We start from the raw sequence: 18,588 nt of genomic DNA, 5'->3' as shown, positions 1-18,588 counted from the left end.
CTCGTTGGCCACTTGAGTATCTCACCAATTTTTCAAAGATCTGAGCCGATGGAGGGACTCGAACCCACGACCTGCTGATTACAAATCAGCTGCTCTAGCCAGCTGAGCTACATCGGCATTTTACTCCATAAAAGAAGTCCGCTATTTCTAACGGACTGCAAATGTATTAAAGTTTTAATTTTAAACAAAACTTTTCTAATAATTTTTTTATATTATTTTGTTCTAATCTTTTCCTTGGTTTTTGTTAATTGTCTTTTTAATGAATCAGTAGCTAACATAACCCCTTCTTCGAAGGTTTTACATTGCTTTTTAATAACTAAATCATTTCCTGGAATATTCAATTTAATATCTACTACTTTGTTCTCTTTATCACTTGTTTGTTGAACTTTTAAAAATACATCTGAATCAACTATCTTATCATAGAATTTTTCTAAACTATTTATTTTTTTCTCTACAAATTCAATAAGGCCTGCATCGGCATTAAAATTAACTGACTGTACTCTTACTTTCATAATAAATTAGTTTTTTTTGCTCCTTGGGTGAGCTTGGTTATACACTTCTTTCAATTTTCCCAAACTACTATGGGTGTAAATTTGTGTTGATGCTAAACTAGAATGCCCAAGCAATTCTTTGACTGAGTTTAGATCAGCACCTTGATTTAATAAATGTGTGGCAAAAGAATGCCTTATGATATGAGGACTTTTTTTTACTTTCGACGACACAGTACTAAAATAATTATTTATTACTCGATACACAAATGTATCGTATAGTATTTTTCCTTTTTTTGTTATAAATAAATAAGACTGAATTGTGTTTATTTCTTTCCTTATATCTATGTATTTCAATAATGTCTTTTGCACTGATTTAATTAACGGAATATATCTTTCTTTATTACGCTTTCCTAAAACTTTAAAAGTTTCATTTGCAATATCTATATCCTCAATTTTAATATGGATTAGTTCACTTCTTCTAATTCCTGTTGAATAAAATAATTCTACAATTAACTTATCCCTTAAAGATTCAAAATCATTTTTATCATCAAATAAGTGAAGTACTGAAATTATTTCCTTTTCAGAAAAAGGAACTTGAACTTTTTTGGGGACTTTTAAAGCTTTATGTTTAGCTAAAGGATTAAACTCTAAATTTTTTGATTTCTGAAGAAATTTATAAAACGATTTTAATGATGAAATTTTTCTGTTGATTGTTCTGTTCGAAACCTTTGACTCTACTAGATGTACAATCCAATTTCTAATTTGTGCATAATTGACATCACTAATTTTTTGATTGTCATACTCTTTATTACAAAATTTTTGAAACGAATTTAAATCATTCAAATACGCAGTTATGGTATGCTTAGAGTATTTTTTTTCTAAAGTTAGATAATTTAAAAAAGATTGTATTGGCATAAAAAAACCGTTAATAAACAAATTTACAAATTGTAAGTTTCATTTACTAACGGTTTAACTGTTTAAAGTTAAATAATATTAACCCTGCTCTTCAGCCGTTCTTAATTTTTGAACATATTGAGCTTTTATATTTTGCGCACGCTTCACTACTGAAGGTTTATTGAATTGTTTACGATTACGTAAGTTCTTCATTGTTTTCGTACGATCAAATTTTCTCTTGTAACGTTTTAACGCTCTATCAATGTTTTCTCCGTCCTTTACTGGTATAATTAACATGTGTTAGCACCTCCTTTCAAACTGTTCTCTTTTAAATTTTGGATTGCAAATATACAACTAAATATAAAACTGTGTATATTTTGAATAAAAAAATCAACTAAAAATTAACTTTCGTTGATTTTTTATCTTTTGGGACAGCTTTTAGGCTTAAGTTGCCGGTTTATATTCTTTTTTATCAATCACCATTTTTGCAATAATTTCTCTCAAAATTTCTGAAGTTCCACCCCCAATTGGTCCTAATCTACTATCTCTAAATAATCTAGCCATTGGATATTCTTCCATATAACCATAACCACCTAGCAATTGTAAGCAATCATAAATAACTTTATCAGCAATTTTTGTGGAAAGTAATTTAGACATACTAGCTTCTTTTACGATATATTGACCTTGACTAAGTCTTTTTGCAATAGAATAATTAAATTCCTTACACATTTCCACTTCACTCGCCATATCTGCAACTTTATGCCTTAAGGCTTGAAATTTATCAAGTGTTTTTCCAAAAGCTTCTCTTTCAGACATATAATTAAGTACATACTCTAATGCAAATTCTGCCCTTGCATGTGCATTAACACCCATAACTAATCGCTCAAGTGCAAAATGACTCATAATATATGGAAACCCTTTTCCTTCTTCCCCTAACAAATTATCAGCTGGAATTACTACATTATCAAAAGCTAATTCAGCTGTATCAGATGCTTTCCACCCAAGTTTATCTAACTTCGTCGCTGTAATACCTTTTGTTTCTCTATCAAGAATAAAAATACTTATTCCTTTACTTCCTAAAGCCATATCTGTTTTAGCTGAGACTATTAAATAATCGGAATAAAACCCGTTTGTAATAAACGTTTTAGAACCATTTAAAATGTAATTATCTCCTTTCTTAACAGCCGTTGTTCTCATTCCTGCAACATCTGAACCTCCCGAAGGCTCAGAAATACATAAACAACCTACTTTATCTCCTTGAATACTTGCGGTTAAATACTCTTGCTTTATTCTTTCATCGCCTTCTTCACACACATGAGTCATTGCTAAATACATATGCGCCCACATAGCTGCAGCGAAACCACCTGAATTTACTTTTTGTAATTCTTCTAAAAATATAACAGTATAAAAAATATCTAAATCTAATCCGCCATATTCCTCAGGAGAATTTATCCCAAAATAGCCCATATCACCAAACTTCTTCCAGATAGAACGATCAATAGCACCTGCCTTTTCCCATTCATCAACATTTGGAACCACTTCTTTTTGTAAAAAATCTCTAAAACTATCTCTAAACGATTGGTGTTCTTCTGTAAAATACATATTATTCATTGTGCGAAGTAACTTAAGTTTATATAATTATTCAGCGCGCAAATATAAGGCTATTCTATCAAATTTTTCTAAAGGAAAACCTTCAATTTTTTTTAATTCATCAATATGTTGAATTTCAGCAACTTCATCTCTGTAATTAAAAATTTTCTTAGTTAGTTCATAATCAATATAAACGATAGATAGTACTTCTTTAAAACTTGCTTCGTTTATATTCAATTTTTTAATAACGGGCTTTTCAAAAACTTCAAAATACATTAACACTTTATCAATTATTTCTTTATCAATATTCCATACTTCATATAATTGATTATTAAATGAAAACCCTTGTAATTTAGTTCTATATGTTACTATTCTATTAGCAAGTTTTTCTCCTATTCCATTTACAATTCGCAAATCAGCAATTGTCGCAAGATTTAAATCTTTTTTTAAAATGGGTATACTTCTTTTAACTACTTTGATATTCTTAGAATTTGATTTTGGCTCTTTTACCCAATCTGGAAATTTAAAATAGGGACTTATAAGGTTTAACAAACTATCACTAACTGTAGTAACTTCTTGAAACTGATGTATTGAATTAACATATTTACCTTTAGCTCTAAATAATAAAAGATTATCAATTTCATCATTACTCATTCCGAGCTGAAATCCTTTATAATCAGTTATAAAATTTGGATTAAATGGATAGATTTTTGGTTTTCTATTTTCTAACTCTATACGTTTTAAAGAATCCATTTCAGCTTGAAATTCTATAATTTCATTTGTAGAAAAATCAATATTTTCATCAGAAGAAAAATCAACAAAAAAGAAAATAAATTGGAGAAAAATAATAACTGTAATCAAAAAGAAAATCCCATTTCGCTGGCTTTTATTATACCTAAAATGGGATTTCAAAAATTTCATATTTTATAAAAAAACTATTTTACACTTGATTTTATTGCTTTCATGTATTTAGCTAATTCACCTTTAACCTTAGGGGCCAAAAGTACCAATCCAATCATGTTAGGAACCATCATTGCAAAAATCATAGCATCTGAAAATCCAATAACTGAGCCTAAACTAGCTGCCGAACCAATAACTACAAAAACCAAGAATAAAAGTTTATACGTATATTCTGTTCTTTTAGTTCTTCCAAATAAATAAGCCCAACCTTGAAAACCATAATAAGACCAAGAAATCATTGTACTAAATGCAAATAATACAACAGCGATGGTTAATACATAAGGGAACCATGAGATTACCGAAGCAAATGCTCCAGAGGTTAATAAAATTGCTTGGGCATCATTTAAACTTGCGTTTTCTGCAGTAACATTTCCTGTAATAATCAAAACCAAAGCAGTCATTGTACAAACCACAACAGTATCTATAAAAGGTTCTAGCAAAGCAACCATACCTTCTGATGCAGGATACTTCGTTTTTACCGCTGAGTGCGCAATAGATGCAGAACCAACACCAGCTTCATTCGAAAATGCTGCTCGTCTAAAACCTTGTACTAGAACACCAATCGCTCCACCAGCTACACCTTCAGGACTAAAGGCTCCATTAAAAATTTGTGCAAATGCATCACCAATCATATCATATTTTGCAATAAGAACAAAAATAGAAGCTGCCACATAAATAACTACCATAAAAGGTACAATTTTATCGGTAACCTTAGCTATTTTTTTAATTCCACCAATAATTACTATCCCAACTAAAACAGCCATAATAACACCAAACAACCAGCCTTTTCCATATAAAAATGAGCTTTCTCCTCCAGTTATATTTTCAACTAATTGAAATGCTTGATTTGCCTGAAACATATTTCCCCCACCAAAGGATCCTCCAATTACAAAAACAGCAAAAACAGCTGCTAAAACTTTTCCTAAGCCTGCTAAACCTTTGTCTTTTAAACCTTTTGTTAAGTAATACATCGGGCCACCATAAACGGTCCCATCAGATTCAATATCTCTATATTTTACACCTAATGTACATTCTACAAATTTTGATGCCATTCCTAAAAACCCAGCTACAATCATCCAAAATGTAGCTCCTGCTCCACCAATTGAAACTGCAATCGCTACACCCGCAATATTTCCTAAACCAACAGTAGCAGATAATGCAGCCGTTAAGGCTTGAAAATGGGATACTTCACCTTCATGTCCCTCAACTCTAATCGTATCTGGATTATCACCATCATCAGTAAAAACTGAGTCAGAAACTTCAACTTTATGATCTTTTCTATCATCTAAATCATCATACTTTCCACTTACAATTTTTATTGAGGTAAAAAATCCTTTAAAATTTATAAAGTTAAAATAGAACGTAAAATAGGTTGCACCTAAAATTAAAGGAAACAACACCCAATAGATTTGGATATTCTCAGAAAATGGTATTTGATAAAAAATAAAATTAACAAACCAGCCTGTGGCATTTCCAAATGCTTCGTCTATTTGTTGGTCTAATCCTTTTTCTTGGGCAAAAGTTAGTACTGGAACTATTAATGAAATAATAGTTAGAAGTTTTTTATACATAATGTTTGTTAATTTTTAAAAAGTAGCTGCAATATGGCAAAAAAATGAGTTTGCTACAAGTTTTTAACTTTAAACTTGAAATATCCCCAAAATAAAAAGATAAAGTTTATAGCATTTGACGTAACTTCTCAATTTGATTTGGCCTTCCAAGTACAATAAGGTTTGACCCCGAATCTAATGATGTTGTAGGTTCTGGATTGATAATATATTCATTTTTAGATGTTTTAAATCCAATCACATTACACCCTGTTTTTCTCCTCAAATCTAAATCTAGTAAAGTTTTATTCAAAAATTCTTTGGGTAAATCGTTAATTGCTATTTCTTCTAAATTTGTATCACATTCTTCAGAAATTTTTAATTTATCTACAAATTCAACTAAATCTGGTGTTACTACCAGTGATGCCATATGCTCACCTCCAATTTTATCTGGCATAATAATATTTGTAGCTCCAGCAATTTTTAATTTTTTAAATGAAGATTCGCTCGATGCTCTACTGATAATTGTAAATTCCTTATTTATTTGCCTCGCAGACAGCACTACAAATAAATTATCAGCATCAGATGGCAAAGCAGTAATTAAGCTTTTTGCATTTTTTATTGCTGCCTCATTTAATGTTTTATCTTCAGTAGCATCCCCTTCAACATATAGCATATTTGCTTTATCTAACTCCTCTAAAATTTCTTTATCTTTTTCAATTACAATACAAGGCATATTAAATTTTTTTAACTGCACAACTGCCTGTCTTCCATTACGACCATAACCACATACAATAGTATGATTCTTTAATTTCTGAATTTTTTGTTGCATTTTTTTATATTTTAAAAGTTGAAAAAAATTGTCGTTTGCTAAATATTCTGTTAAAGCTGTAACAAAATAACCATAAACTCCAATGCTGAGTACAATTAATCCTATAGTGAAAAGTTTTTCTGTTTGATTTAATTCGTGTAATGTACCAAATCCAACTGTAGACATTGTAATTACAGTCATATACAAGGAATCAATTAAGCTCTCATTTGAAATAATTGTATACCCAGATACTCCTATAAATAAAACTATCGTTATTAAAATTAAAGAAATATATAATTTTGTTCTTACAGCCATCCTCTTTTATAAATCAAAAACTGAATTTCTTTTTGTATAAATCATATCTTTTAACTTTAGTAAAAATGCTAATGTCAAATATATTCCAAATGAAAAACCAAATGTTACAAAAGAAATATATATAAAAAATAAGCGCACATTAGAAACGCTCATCCCTAGCCTATCTGCTAATCTTGAGGAAACAGCAAAACCGTGTTTTTCAAAATAATGTCGTAAAGAATCAATCCAATCCAAAAGTTTAAAATTTTTAACGCAATATACTAATTTCCAAAATAAGATTTAACTCTTTACTAAGATTTATACTTACAATTAATTAACTTTGCAACTTTCCAAAAAATAAATGACAAAACACGAAGAATATATTGAAGTTGTTGGCGCTCGAGTTCATAATTTAAAAAATATTGATGTTCGTATTCCACGAGAAAAGCTTGTAGTTATTACAGGTTTAAGTGGTAGTGGAAAATCCTCACTGGCTTTTGATACTATCTATGCCGAAGGACAGAGACGATATATTGAAACTTTTTCTGCCTATGCAAGACAGTTTTTAGGTGGCTTAGAAAGGCCTGATGTTGATAAAATTGACGGACTTTCTCCTGTAATTTCAATTGAACAAAAAACAACCAATAAAAGTCCACGTTCTACCGTAGGGACAATTACTGAGATTTACGATTTTTTACGTTTGTTATACTCAAGAGCTTCAGATGCTTACTCTTACAATACCAATAAAAAAATGGTAAGCTATAGTGATGAGCAAATTAAAGAACTTATTCTAAAAGATTTCAATGGAAAAAAAATAGTGATTTTAGCACCAGTTGTAAAATCTAGAAAAGGTCATTACAGAGAACTTTTTGAGCAAATTGGAAAACAAGGTTTTGTAAAAGTGCGCGTTGATGGAGAGATTTTAGATATTGAAAAAGGAATGCGAATTGACCGCTACAAAACTCATGACATTGAAATTGTGATTGATAGATTACTTGTAAATACCTCATCAGATAAAAGATTAGAAGAAACAATTACAACTGCTTTATATTCTGGTGATAATATATTAATGGTTTTAGAACACGAAACAAATACACCACGCTATTTTAGTCGCGATTTAATGTGCCCAGAAACAGGCATTTCATATCCAAACCCTGAACCTAATAACTTTTCGTTTAATTCTCCAAAAGGAGCCTGTAATAAATGTAATGGTCTAGGAAAAATAAACAAAATAAATTTTAAAAAGATCATCCCAGATAATAATATATCTATAAAAAGTGGAGGTATTCTTCCAATTGGAGAGCAAAAAAATAGTTGGATTTTTAAACAACTTCAACTAATTGCAGATCGTTATAAATTTCAATTAACCGATCCAATTTCTAAAATTCCTAAGGAAGCCCTTGAAATTATTTTAAACGGTGGAAATGAAAAATTTAAAATAACCTCAAAAACAGTTGGAATAACTAGAAATTATGAAATTGATTTTGAAGGTATTATTAATTTTATTGAAAATCAATATAAGTCTAGCGATTCCACTTCCATAAAACGATGGGCCAAAAATTTTATGGATGAAGTTTCTTGTGATTCATGTGAAGGTAAAAGGCTTAAAAAAGAAGCGCTTTATTTTAAATTAAACAAAAAAAATATTAGCGAACTAGCTCAATTAGATATTTTAGAACTTGCGACTTGGTTTGAAAACCTAGAAGAACAGCTAAGTGAAAAACAACTAAAAATAGCATCAGAAATATTAAAAGAAATTCGAACTAGAATTCAGTTTTTATTAAATGTTGGCCTCGACTATTTATCTTTAGATCGAAGTTCTAAATCATTGTCAGGTGGAGAAGCCCAGCGCATACGATTAGCTACTCAAATTGGCTCTCAATTGGTCGGTGTGCTTTATATTTTAGATGAACCGAGTATTGGCTTACATCAGCGGGATAATAAAAAATTAATCGACTCTTTAATACACTTAAGAGATATTGGGAATTCAATTATTGTTGTGGAGCATGACAAAGATATGATTGAACATGCCGATTTTGTATTAGATATTGGTCCAGGAGCCGGGCATCACGGCGGTGAAATTGTTAGTGAAGGAACTTTTCTGGAATTAAAACAGCACAAAACATTAACGGCCGATTATTTAAATGGTACAAAAATAATTGAAGTACCCAAAGAAAGAAGAAAAGGGAATGGTAAAAAAATAACGTTAACAGGTGCTACAGGTAATAATTTAAAAAATCTAACGGTTGATTTTCCTTTAGGAAAACTTATATGTGTAACTGGTGTTTCAGGTAGTGGAAAGTCTACCTTAATAAACGAAACATTATATCCTATCTTAAACAAACATATTTATAGAGGCGTAAAAAAACCAATGCCTTATAAAACTGTTAAAGGACTAGAACATATTGATAAAGTAATAGATATAGATCAATCGCCAATTGGTAGAACCCCAAGGTCAAATCCAGCTACATATACCGGCGTTTTTAGTGAAATTAGAAGTTTATATGCCAAAACAAGTGAAGCTTCCATTAGAGGGTATAAACCCGGAAGGTTTTCATTTAATGTAAAAGGTGGAAGATGTGAAACTTGCCAAGGTGGCGGTGTTCGTGTTATTGAAATGAACTTTTTACCCGATGTACATGTTGAATGTGAAACTTGCCAAGGCAAACGTTTTAATAGAGAAACTCTAGAAATTAGATACAAAGGAAAATCTATTTCAGATGTATTAAATATGACTATCGATGATGCAGTTGATTTTTTTGAACATATTCCAAAAATTTATAGAAAACTTAAAACAATTCATGATGTTGGTTTAGGCTATATTACATTAGGTCAGCAATCTACAACACTTTCTGGTGGAGAAGCTCAACGAATTAAACTAGCTTCTGAGCTATCAAAAAAAGATACTGGAAATACGTTTTATATTTTAGATGAGCCTACAACAGGACTTCACTTTGAAGATATTAGGGTTCTTATGGAAGTTTTAAATAAATTAGCCAATAAAGGAAATACCATTCTCGTCATAGAACATAATTTAGATGTAATAAAACTAGCGGATTATATTATTGATATAGGAATGGAAGGCGGTAAAAAAGGCGGTCAATTAATTTGTTTTGGGTCTCCAGAAAAAATTAGTACTCACAAAAAAAGTTACACAGCACATTATTTAAAAAAAGAATTAAATTAGTAACCTAATTTAAAATACTGTTATTTAGCAATTGAAAAATGAATACTTATGACACCTAACGAGGATAGAAAAATTAGAGAAAAGTTTAAGCAAAAGACCTGGAATGAAGTTAAAACTAATGACGCTTGGGCAATATTTAAAATTATGGCCGAATTTGTTGAGGGCTTCGAGCGTTTGAGTAAAATTGGACCATGTGTAAGCGTATTTGGTTCAGCAAGAACAAAACCTGGCGAAAAGTATTACAAATTAGCTGAAAATATTGCTTTTGAACTAACACAAAATGGATACGGAGTAGTTACTGGAGGTGGCCCTGGAATTATGGAAGCTGGAAATAGAGGTGCTGCAAGAGGAAAAGGGATATCTGTTGGCCTAAACATTGATCTGCCATTTGAACAACATGATAATCCATATATAGATCCTGATAAAAGTCTAGACTTTGATTACTTTTTTGTGCGAAAAGTAATGTTTGTAAAATACTCTCAAGGATTTGTAGTTATGCCAGGTGGCTTTGGAACATTAGATGAACTTTTTGAAGCAATTACACTAATTCAAACAAGAAAAATAGGAAAATTTCCAATTGTTTTGGTAGGAAGAAAATTTTGGGGAGGACTTATGGATTGGATTAAAAATACATTACTTGAAGCGGGAACAATTAGTCCAAAAGATTTGGATTTAATTTCTTTAGTTGATAATGAAGAGGAAGTTTTAGATGTTATAAATACTTTTTATAAAAAATATAGTTTAAGTCCAAATTTCTAAACTGCCCCTTTTGAAAAAAATACTATTTCATATAATTTTAAGCTTTATTTTTAGTTCGAATATTTTTGCTCAAGCTACTAATAATATAAAAATTTCAGCTGTTTTAAATTCAGACACCAATGAAATTAAAATAAAACAAGAAACAGTTTTCCATAACAAATCAGATAGCATTTTAAATGTCATTTATTTTCATAATTGGGCAAATTCATATAAAGATAAGAACACACCATTAGCTAAACGTTTTATTGAAAATTACTCTAAAACATTTCATTTTACTAATGACAAAAATCGAGGGAGTTCAGTCATAAAAAGTATTTCTACAGATTTTGAAATTGCTACTTGGGAAATCACTGAAGAAAATCCTGATATCTTAAAAGTTAATCTTAACAAATCACTAAACCCAAAAGACTCTGTACTTATAAGTGCCACATACATTGTTAAAATTCCGAGTGATAAGTTTACGGATTATGGTGTCAATGAAGAAATATATAATTTGAAATATTGGTATATCACACCGGCCGTATACTCCAATAAATGGGTATTATTCAATAATTTAGATATGGATGATTTGTGTATGGATTTTACCAATTACCAAATAGATTTAAAAGTTCCAAAAGATTTTATAGTAAATAGTGATTTAAATTCAACAAATACAATTACTTCAAATTTTAACAATTATTTACTGACTGGTAAAAACAAATTAGATATAGAATTAAATATTACAAAAAATAGTGACTTTGTTTCATATGACTTATCTGAAATAGAAATTAGTACAAATTTAGATTCGGAGGAACTAAGTGAAAATTTAAAGTCTAGCATTTTAAAAAGAGAGTTTCATTTTATTCAGACATATTTAGGAAAATTCCCTCAAGATAAACTGTTGCTAAATAAAATAGAGTATGACAAAAATCCGGTTTATGGATTCAATCAATTACCTTCATTTTTAGCTGCTTATAGTGATGCTTTTGAATGGGATATTCAGTTATTTAAGGTACTCTCTAAAAAATATATTGAACAAGTTTTTTTATTCAATAAAAGAACTGACTATTGGCTTGCAGACGGCTTACAAACTTATTTAATGATAAAGTATGTAGAAAGGTTTTATCCTGAAGTGAAAGCTATTGGAAATATTTCTCAATTATGGGGTGTTAAAGGTTTCAATTTAGCCAAAATTGATTTCAATGATAAATACCCTTTTGTATATCAATTCGCTGCAAGAAAAAATTTAGATCAAGCGCTAACAGCACAAGCGGATTCGCTTTCTAACTTTAATAGAAAAATTGTAAATAAATATAAAGCCGGATTAGGTATTAAATATTTAGAAACCTATTTAGACGATATTTCTATGCCTGATATTATCTATGACTTTTCTTATAAAAATTCTGGAAAAAAAATTGAAAGTAATGATTTTATTAAATTTTTAAAAGTTGCCTCTATTAAAGATATCGACTGGTTTGAAAATGACTATTTACAAACAAATAAAAAAATAGATTATACTATTAAAAAAATTAAAAAAAATAATGATTCACTTGAAGTAAGCATTTTAAATAGACGAAAGTTTACCACACCAATTAAATTGTATGGAGTAAAAGATCAAGAAATTAAATTTACTAAATGGCTCTCAAACATAGATTCTCTTACAACAATTAAAATTCCTACCAATGGTTTTGACAAACTTTCATTAAATTATGAATCTATACTTCCTGAATATAACTTAAGGAATAATTGGAAAAGTGTTGATAAAAAATTATTCAACAGACCTTTACAGGTAAAGTTCTTGAAAGATATTGAAAACCCATATTATAATCAGTTTTTTTACACACCCGTATTTAGGTACAACTATTATGATGGAGCAGTTTTAGGTTTGGCTATTTCAAATAAAACATTACTTAATAAAAGTTTTCAATATAAACTTACACCATCTTTTGGAACAACGAGTAAAGCTCTCTCCGGAACATTTTCTTTTTTATATGAATATTTACCCGAAAATAAGCAAGTAGATAGATTCTTAGCGGGAATTTCAGGAAGTACTTTTCAATATGCTGAAAACTTAACCTACACAACTCTTACTCCTTTCGCTTTACTTGAATTTAAACGGAAAAGCTTAAGAGACGTTAGTAGAAATGCTATTAGTGCTTCATATACCATCGTAGATCGTGAAAGATCTCTTACTCAAACTCAACCTAACGAAGCTAATAAATACAATGTTTTTAGTCTTAATTATGGATATTCCAGACCAGAAATCATTGACGATTTTAGATTTTCTACCGGATTTGAAGTTTCTAGTAAGTTTAGCAAAATATCATTAACTGCTCATTTTAGAAAATTAACAGATACTAATAGACAATTTGACTTTAGATTTTTTGCGGGCTCTTTCATTAAAAATAATACTTCTACAGACTTTTTTAGCTTTGCTCTAGACAGACCTACTGATTACTTGTTTAGATATGATTATTTAGGAAGATCGGAAACAACTGGTTTTTTCAGTCAACAAATCATCATAAATGAAGGTGGCTTTAAATCAATATTGCCTGTTTCATATGCAAACCAATGGCTTAGTACTATAAATACAAGTATTGGCTTATGGAGATGGTTAGAAGTTTATAGTGACGTTGGTTTTGTAAAAAATAGAAATCAAAAAGTATATTTTGCTCATGAAAATGGAGTAAGATTAAATTTTATTCAAGATATTCTTGAAGTCTATTTTCCATTTCATTCAAATTTAGGATGGGAAACTTCACAACCCAATTACAGCTCAAAAATTAGATTTGTATTAGTTATAAAGCCAAAAAAAATCTTCAACTTTATTAGAAGAGGATTCTATTAATTTTTGTTAAAAATAGATTCTCAAAACTCAATTACTAATAAATTCATAGCTAACTGTCCCTTTTTCAAAGTTATATTCAATAAATTTTGATTTGCCTGCCTTATTTTTATCTATCATATAAAAATACTACCTTTGCACAACTAAAAAAATCAAAAATATGAAAGTAAAACCTTCATCTAAAAACCTTGAACCATTATCTTTCAAAGAGTTTAAAAAAGAAGTATTACAAGATTACAAAACAGCAGTTGTAAGCAGAGAATGTAGTATTCTGGGTCGAAGAGAAGTTTTAACTGGAAAAGCAAAATTTGGCATTTTTGGTGATGGAAAAGAAGTTCCACAATTAGCAATGGCAAAAGCATTTAAAAAAGGTGACTTTAGGTCTGGCTATTATCGTGATCAAACATTTATGATGGCGATAGGCGAATTAACACCTCAACAATTTTTTGCTGGATTATATGCCCATGCTGATATTAATGCAGACCCAATGTCTGGAGGAAGACAAATGGGAGGACACTTTGCAACACACAGTTTAGATGAAAATGGACAATTTAAAAATTTAACAGAACAATATAATTCAAGTGGTGATATCTCACCTACTGCCGCACAAATGCCGCGAATGTTAGGGATTGCACACGCGTCAAAATTATTTAGAGAACTTCCAGAAATAAAGAATTCTAAATTTTCTAACAACGGGAATGAAATCTCTTGGGGAACTATAGGTAATGCGAGTACTTCTGAAGGAATATTTTTTGAAACAATTAATGCTGCTGGTGTATTACAAGTGCCCATGATAATAAGTGTTTGGGATGATGATTATGGTATCTCAGTACCAGCTAAATACCAAACAACAAAGGAAAATATTTCAGAAATTTTGAAAGGTTTTCAAAGAGATAATAATTCAAAAGGATATCAAATTTTAGTAGTGGAAGGATGGGATTATCCTAAATTAATTGATATTTACCATAAAGCTTCAAAAATAGCGAGAGAAGAACATGTTCCTGTGTTAATTCATGTAAAGGATTTAACACAACCACAAGGTCATTCAACTTCCGGCTCTCATGAACGTTACAAAACAAAAGAACGGTTAACCTGGGAAAAACAAAACGATTGTATTATTAAAATGCGAGACTGGATTCTTGAGTTTAACTTAACAGATGATCAAAATAATACATTAAAATTTATAGATTCTGAGGAAGAGCTAATTAAAATTGAAAAAGATGCAAAAAAAGAAGTTAGCGCTGCTAAAAGAGAGGCTTGGAATGCTTTTTTAAATCCTATAAAAGAAGAAAAAATAACTCTTTTAAATATATTAAATAACCTCTCCGAAAAAAGTAAAAATAAGGCATTTATTAGTAAATTAATAAATGACTTAGCTTCTGTTTATGAACCTTTAAGAAAAGATATTCTTGCTACCGCGAGAAAAGCATTGATCTATGTAAGAGATGAAAGTTTAACAGAAAAAACTCAGTTACAAAATTGGACCATTAATTATATCAAAACGAAGCAACCAAAATATAGTTCTCATCTATACAGTCAAACCGACCAAAGAGCTAGTCTTTCAAAAGAAGTGCTTCCTACATATGATAAAAATGCCGAATTGGTTGATGCTAGAATTATTATAAAGGATAATTTTGATACCTTATTTTCAAAATATAATAACGTCTTTATTTTTGGTGAAGACACTGGAAATATTGGAGATGTAAACCAAGGCTTAGTTGGATTACAAGAAAAATATGGTAAATTAAGAGTTTCAGATACTGGAATAAGAGAAGCAACAATAATTGGTCAAGGTATTGGTATGGCATTGAGAGGATTACGACCAATTGCAGAAATACAATATTTAGACTATTTATTATATGGATTACAAATCTTAAGTGATGATTTAGCAACGCTACATTATAGAACACTAGGAAAACAAAAAGCTCCTTTAATTGTTAGAACTCGTGGGCATAGATTGGAAGGAATTTGGCATTCAGGCTCTCCTATGGGCGCCATTGTTCACTTATTAAGAGGAATGAATATATTAGTTCCAAGAAATATGACTAAAGCGGCTGGATTTTACAATACATTATTAGAATGTGATGAACCAGCATTAATTGTTGAAAATTTAAATGGATACCGCCTAAAAGAAAAACTTCCTAATAATTTTGGTGAATTTAAAACACCTATTGGTGTTGTTGAAACTATTAAAAACGGAACAGATATCACAATTGTTTCATATGGTTCGACTTTAAAAATTGTTGAAGAAACTGTAAATAGTTTAGCTCAAGTTGATATAGATATTGAAATTATTGATGCTCAATGCTTATTACCGTTTGACAATAAGCACGATGTTTTAAAAAGTATTAAAAAAACTAACAGACTTATTGTTATTGATGAAGATGTTCCTGGAGGAGCCTCTGCTTATTTATTAAATGAAATTTTGGAAAAGCAAAATGCATATGATTATTTAGATAGTAAACCAGTTACATTAACAGCAAAAGAACATAGAGCAGCTTATGGAACTGATGGTGATTATTTTTCTAAACCAAATGCAGAAGATATTTTTGAAGCCATATATAATATCATGCATGAGGTAAATCCAATGAAATATAAAAAGCTCTATTAAAATTTAAAATAAAAATCCTACAATTGTAGGATTTTTATTTATTTATTGTTTACTCGCAAAAAGTTTTACGTCATTTTCAGAAACTTCTTTTCCTCCTAAAATAATTAGACGTTCAACTACGTTTCTTAGCTCTCTAATATTACCAGTCCAATCGTAGTCTTGTAATAATTTAATTGCTGATTCTGAGAAATATTTCTTCACTGTACCTTGTTCATTTCCAATCTGTTCTGAAAAAAAGTCTATAAGTAATGGAATGTCTTCTCTTCTTTCATTTAGGGCGGGCACTTTTATTAAAATAACAGCTAATCTATGATACAAATCTTCTCTAAATTTACCTTCGCTAATTTCTTTCCTTAGATCTTTATTAGTTGCGGCTATAACTCTTACATCAACCTTAATATCCTTATCGCTTCCAACTCTAGAAATTTTATTTTCTTGTAAAGCTCTTAAAACTTTAGCTTGAGCAGAAAGACTCATATCTCCAATTTCATCTAAGAAAATAGTACCACCATTAGCAGCCTCAAATTTTCCTGCTCTGTCTTTATTCGCGCCAGTAAAAGAACCTTTAACGTGTCCAAATAATTCGCTTTCAATTAATTCAGAAGGAATTGCCGCGCAATTAACTTCCACCATAGGCCCTTTTGTTCTTTCACTTTTTTCGTGCAGCCAATGAGCAACCAACTCTTTACCAGTACCATTTGGTCCTGTTATAAATACACGAGCATCCGTAGGAGCCACTTTTTCAATCATTGATTTAATGTTCGATATCGCTTCACTTTGACCAATCATGTCATACTTTTTGCTAACTTTTTTCTTTAAAAGTTTATTTTCAACAACAAGTTCTTTTTTATCAAGTGCATTTCTAACAGTATTTAACAAGCGATTTAAATCAGGTGGTTTTGAAATATAATCAAAGGCTCCTAAACGCATTGTATTTACAGCCGTATCTAAATCTCCATGTCCAGAAATCATTACTATTGGAATTTCTGGTTTTAATTTTTTAACTTTTTCAAGAACTTCAACGCCATCCATTTTTGGCATTTTAATATCGCACAATACTAAATCAAAATCAGACTTCGAAATCATTTCAATACCAGCCAAGCCATCTTCGGCTTCCTCAACTAGGTATTTTTCATTTTCTTCAGAAATAATTTTTTTTAATACTCTGCGAATCGCAGCTTCATCTTCAATAATTAATATTCTTGACAACATATTACTTTTTTTAATATTTAATTCGGTCAAAGTCTTTCAAAAATTACACCAAAATATTCTATTTACAATATTACTTTGTTTTGTACATATGAACATCTCTTTGGGGAAAAGGTATTACTATGTTATTTTCTCTAAATAATTTATCAATTTCAAATCGAATATCACTTTTTGGAACACCTGCTTCAAAACTATTATTCAAAGTAAAAATCAATTTAAAATCTAAAGAACTGTCTCCAAAATTAGTAAATAATACTAAGGGTACAGGTTCTTTTAAAACTGAAGGATGTGAATTGGCCGCTTGTACCAATAGTTTTTTAACTAATTGTACATCACTCCCATACGCAACTCCTACAGTAACATTTTCTCTCGTTTCAGTACCATTTTCTGTCCAGTTATACAAGCTATTAGTTAGATATAAATGGTTTGGTATAATGAGTACTTTATTATCAATCGTTACTGCTCTTGTAGTTCTTAATTTTATATTTTCAACACGACCAATTTTACCGTCAAGCTCAATAATATCTCCTACATGAACTGATTGGTCTAGAAGAATGAAAATCCCCGATATAATGTCTTGAAATAAAGTTTGTAAAGCTAATCCAACTCCAACTAACAATGCCGTTGAAGCTGCAAAAATTGCAGTGACATTTACACCTATGTTATGAAATAACATTAATATTATTATTACATAAATAAACCACTTCCCGTAAGAAAAAAGGGAAACAAATTTTACCTTATCATCATCTGGCAGTTTACGTGTTATAAATTTTCTTGCCCACTTCATGAGAAGTGATGTGGCAAATAAAACAATACATATTAGTAAAATAGCTTTTATTGAAATCGTAATATCCTTACCAATTGTAAATTCATAATTTAAAAATTCAACTATTTTATCCATAATTTAAAATTACAAATTAATACTTCAACCATTTATACAATTCTTTATATCCTGGTTTTTTACCATACATTAAAATCCCAACTCTATATATTTTTGCAGCAAACCATACGATTGCAATAAAAGTTATAATAAGCAACAGCATAGAAACTACGATTTGCCACCAAGGAACCCCAAAAGGAATACGCATTAGCATAACAATTGGTGATGTAAGTGGAAATAATGAAAAACCTAATGCTATTGGTCCATGTGGATTTTCAATTACTGAAAAACCAACATAAATAGCTATAATTAAAGGCATTAAAACTGGCATCATAAATTGTTGAGTATCTGTTTCACTATCAACAGCCGCTCCAATAGCTGCATATATTGAGCTATAAATTAAATAACCTCCTAAAAAGTAAACTATAAATGAAAAAAACATAGTTAAAATTGGAAGCCCTTTAATTTCTTGCAGTACAATTTGTATTTCACTTGCTGAAGCTTGTTGAACTTGTTGTACCGCTTCTGGAT

15 protein-coding genes and 1 tRNA gene are annotated in these 18,588 nt (G+C 30.0%); 4 read left to right on the top strand and 12 right to left on the bottom strand.

What is annotated here, in order from left to right; genetic code table 11:
- Positions 1 to 43: 43 nt before the first annotated feature.
- From HKP59_RS03220 to HKP59_RS03180, 9 genes are all read right to left on the bottom strand, one after another.
- Positions 44 to 117 (bottom strand) — tRNA-Thr (locus HKP59_RS03220).
- Between the two features lie 95 nt (positions 118 to 212).
- Entirely contained in the window at positions 213 to 512 is a 300-nt protein-coding gene (gene raiA / locus HKP59_RS03215) for a ribosome-associated translation inhibitor RaiA (RefSeq protein WP_291803389.1), read from the bottom strand.
- 6 nt (positions 513 to 518) lie between these two features.
- The gene (locus HKP59_RS03210) at positions 519 to 1,406 is read right to left on the bottom strand and encodes a tyrosine-type recombinase/integrase (protein ID WP_291803387.1); all 888 of its coding nucleotides are present in this window, start codon (positions 1,404 to 1,406) and stop codon (positions 519 to 521) included.
- Positions 1,407 to 1,484: 78 nt separating this feature from the next.
- Positions 1,485 to 1,682, bottom strand: coding sequence for a 30S ribosomal protein S21 (rpsU, locus tag HKP59_RS03205; RefSeq protein ID WP_291797986.1), 198 nt, complete (start codon positions 1,680 to 1,682; stop codon positions 1,485 to 1,487).
- A gap of 147 nt (positions 1,683 to 1,829) precedes the next feature.
- Positions 1,830 to 2,996 (bottom strand): acyl-CoA dehydrogenase family protein, encoded by a 1,167-nt coding sequence (locus HKP59_RS03200; protein WP_291803385.1) that lies wholly within the window; start codon positions 2,994 to 2,996, stop codon positions 1,830 to 1,832.
- Positions 2,997 to 3,023: 27 nt separating this feature from the next.
- Positions 3,024 to 3,896 carry a helix-hairpin-helix domain-containing protein gene (locus tag HKP59_RS03195; protein ID WP_291803383.1) on the bottom strand — a complete coding sequence of 291 codons (873 nt, stop codon included), beginning with the start codon at positions 3,894 to 3,896 and terminating at the stop codon, positions 3,024 to 3,026.
- 14 nt (positions 3,897 to 3,910) lie between these two features.
- On the bottom strand, positions 3,911 to 5,506 hold the full coding sequence (locus HKP59_RS03190; protein ID WP_291803381.1) for an alanine/glycine:cation symporter family protein: 1,596 nt from the start codon (positions 5,504 to 5,506) through the stop codon (positions 3,911 to 3,913).
- A 106-nt stretch (positions 5,507 to 5,612) separates the two neighbouring features.
- Positions 5,613 to 6,608, bottom strand: a complete 996-nt coding sequence (locus HKP59_RS03185) for a TrkA family potassium uptake protein (protein ID WP_291803379.1) — start codon at positions 6,606 to 6,608, stop codon at positions 5,613 to 5,615.
- Between the two features lie 6 nt (positions 6,609 to 6,614).
- Positions 6,615 to 6,842, bottom strand: coding sequence for a PspC domain-containing protein (locus HKP59_RS03180; protein ID WP_291803377.1), 228 nt, complete (start codon positions 6,840 to 6,842; stop codon positions 6,615 to 6,617).
- A 106-nt stretch (positions 6,843 to 6,948) separates the two neighbouring features.
- Between HKP59_RS03180 and uvrA the strand changes: the two genes are divergently transcribed.
- The 4 genes from uvrA to HKP59_RS03160 all read left to right on the top strand — a co-directional run bounded on the left by uvrA (position 6,949) and on the right by HKP59_RS03160 (position 15,968).
- Positions 6,949 to 9,774, top strand: a complete 2,826-nt coding sequence (uvrA, locus tag HKP59_RS03175; RefSeq protein WP_291803375.1) for an excinuclease ABC subunit UvrA — start codon at positions 6,949 to 6,951, stop codon at positions 9,772 to 9,774.
- Positions 9,775 to 9,822: 48 nt separating this feature from the next.
- On the top strand, positions 9,823 to 10,533 hold the full coding sequence (locus HKP59_RS03170; RefSeq protein WP_291803373.1) for a TIGR00730 family Rossman fold protein: 711 nt from the start codon (positions 9,823 to 9,825) through the stop codon (positions 10,531 to 10,533).
- Positions 10,534 to 10,543: 10 nt separating this feature from the next.
- Positions 10,544 to 13,360: an aminopeptidase gene (locus tag HKP59_RS03165; RefSeq protein ID WP_291803371.1), complete on the top strand. Its 2,817-nt coding sequence runs from the start codon at positions 10,544 to 10,546 to the stop codon at positions 13,358 to 13,360.
- A 157-nt stretch (positions 13,361 to 13,517) separates the two neighbouring features.
- Positions 13,518 to 15,968 carry a thiamine pyrophosphate-dependent enzyme gene (locus HKP59_RS03160; RefSeq protein ID WP_291803369.1) on the top strand — a complete coding sequence of 817 codons (2,451 nt, stop codon included), beginning with the start codon at positions 13,518 to 13,520 and terminating at the stop codon, positions 15,966 to 15,968.
- 42 nt (positions 15,969 to 16,010) lie between these two features.
- Here HKP59_RS03160 and HKP59_RS03155 read toward each other — a convergent pair whose 3' ends face one another.
- From HKP59_RS03155 to HKP59_RS03145, 3 genes are all read right to left on the bottom strand, one after another.
- Complete coding sequence (locus HKP59_RS03155) at positions 16,011 to 17,177, bottom strand: sigma-54 dependent transcriptional regulator (protein ID WP_291803391.1); 1,167 nt, start codon at positions 17,175 to 17,177, stop codon at positions 16,011 to 16,013.
- 73 nt (positions 17,178 to 17,250) lie between these two features.
- Entirely contained in the window at positions 17,251 to 18,078 is an 828-nt protein-coding gene (locus HKP59_RS03150) for a mechanosensitive ion channel domain-containing protein (protein WP_291803367.1), read from the bottom strand.
- 16 nt (positions 18,079 to 18,094) lie between these two features.
- A partial coding sequence (locus HKP59_RS03145; RefSeq protein ID WP_291803365.1) for an ABC transporter permease occupies positions 18,095 to 18,588 on the bottom strand: 494 nt, incomplete at its 5' end.

This window comes from Lutibacter sp. (assembly GCF_013041805.1).
In the GTDB taxonomy this organism is placed as follows: domain Bacteria; phylum Bacteroidota; class Bacteroidia; order Flavobacteriales; family Flavobacteriaceae; genus Lutibacter.
This window is presented reverse-complemented; position numbering and strand designations above follow the sequence as displayed.

What these genes read in the sequence shown, in the direction of transcription:
- raiA (WP_291803389.1), bottom strand. Translation starts at nt 512, where the DNA reads ATGAAAGTAAGAGTACAGTCAGTTAATTTTAATGCCGATGCAGGCCTT.
- HKP59_RS03210 (WP_291803387.1), bottom strand. Translation starts at nt 1,406, where the DNA reads ATGCCAATACAATCTTTTTTAAATTATCTAACTTTAGAAAAAAAATAC.
- rpsU (WP_291797986.1), bottom strand. Translation starts at nt 1,682, where the DNA reads ATGTTAATTATACCAGTAAAGGACGGAGAAAACATTGATAGAGCGTTA.
- HKP59_RS03200 (WP_291803385.1), bottom strand. Translation starts at nt 2,996, where the DNA reads ATGAATAATATGTATTTTACAGAAGAACACCAATCGTTTAGAGATAGT.
- HKP59_RS03195 (WP_291803383.1), bottom strand. Translation starts at nt 3,896, where the DNA reads ATGAAATTTTTGAAATCCCATTTTAGGTATAATAAAAGCCAGCGAAAT.
- HKP59_RS03190 (WP_291803381.1), bottom strand. Translation starts at nt 5,506, where the DNA reads ATGTATAAAAAACTTCTAACTATTATTTCATTAATAGTTCCAGTACTA.
- HKP59_RS03185 (WP_291803379.1), bottom strand. Translation starts at nt 6,608, where the DNA reads ATGGCTGTAAGAACAAAATTATATATTTCTTTAATTTTAATAACGATA.
- uvrA (WP_291803375.1), top strand. Translation starts at nt 6,949, where the DNA reads ATGACAAAACACGAAGAATATATTGAAGTTGTTGGCGCTCGAGTTCAT.
- HKP59_RS03170 (WP_291803373.1), top strand. Translation starts at nt 9,823, where the DNA reads ATGACACCTAACGAGGATAGAAAAATTAGAGAAAAGTTTAAGCAAAAG.
- HKP59_RS03160 (WP_291803369.1), top strand. Translation starts at nt 13,518, where the DNA reads ATGAAAGTAAAACCTTCATCTAAAAACCTTGAACCATTATCTTTCAAA.
- HKP59_RS03150 (WP_291803367.1), bottom strand. Translation starts at nt 18,078, where the DNA reads ATGGATAAAATAGTTGAATTTTTAAATTATGAATTTACAATTGGTAAG.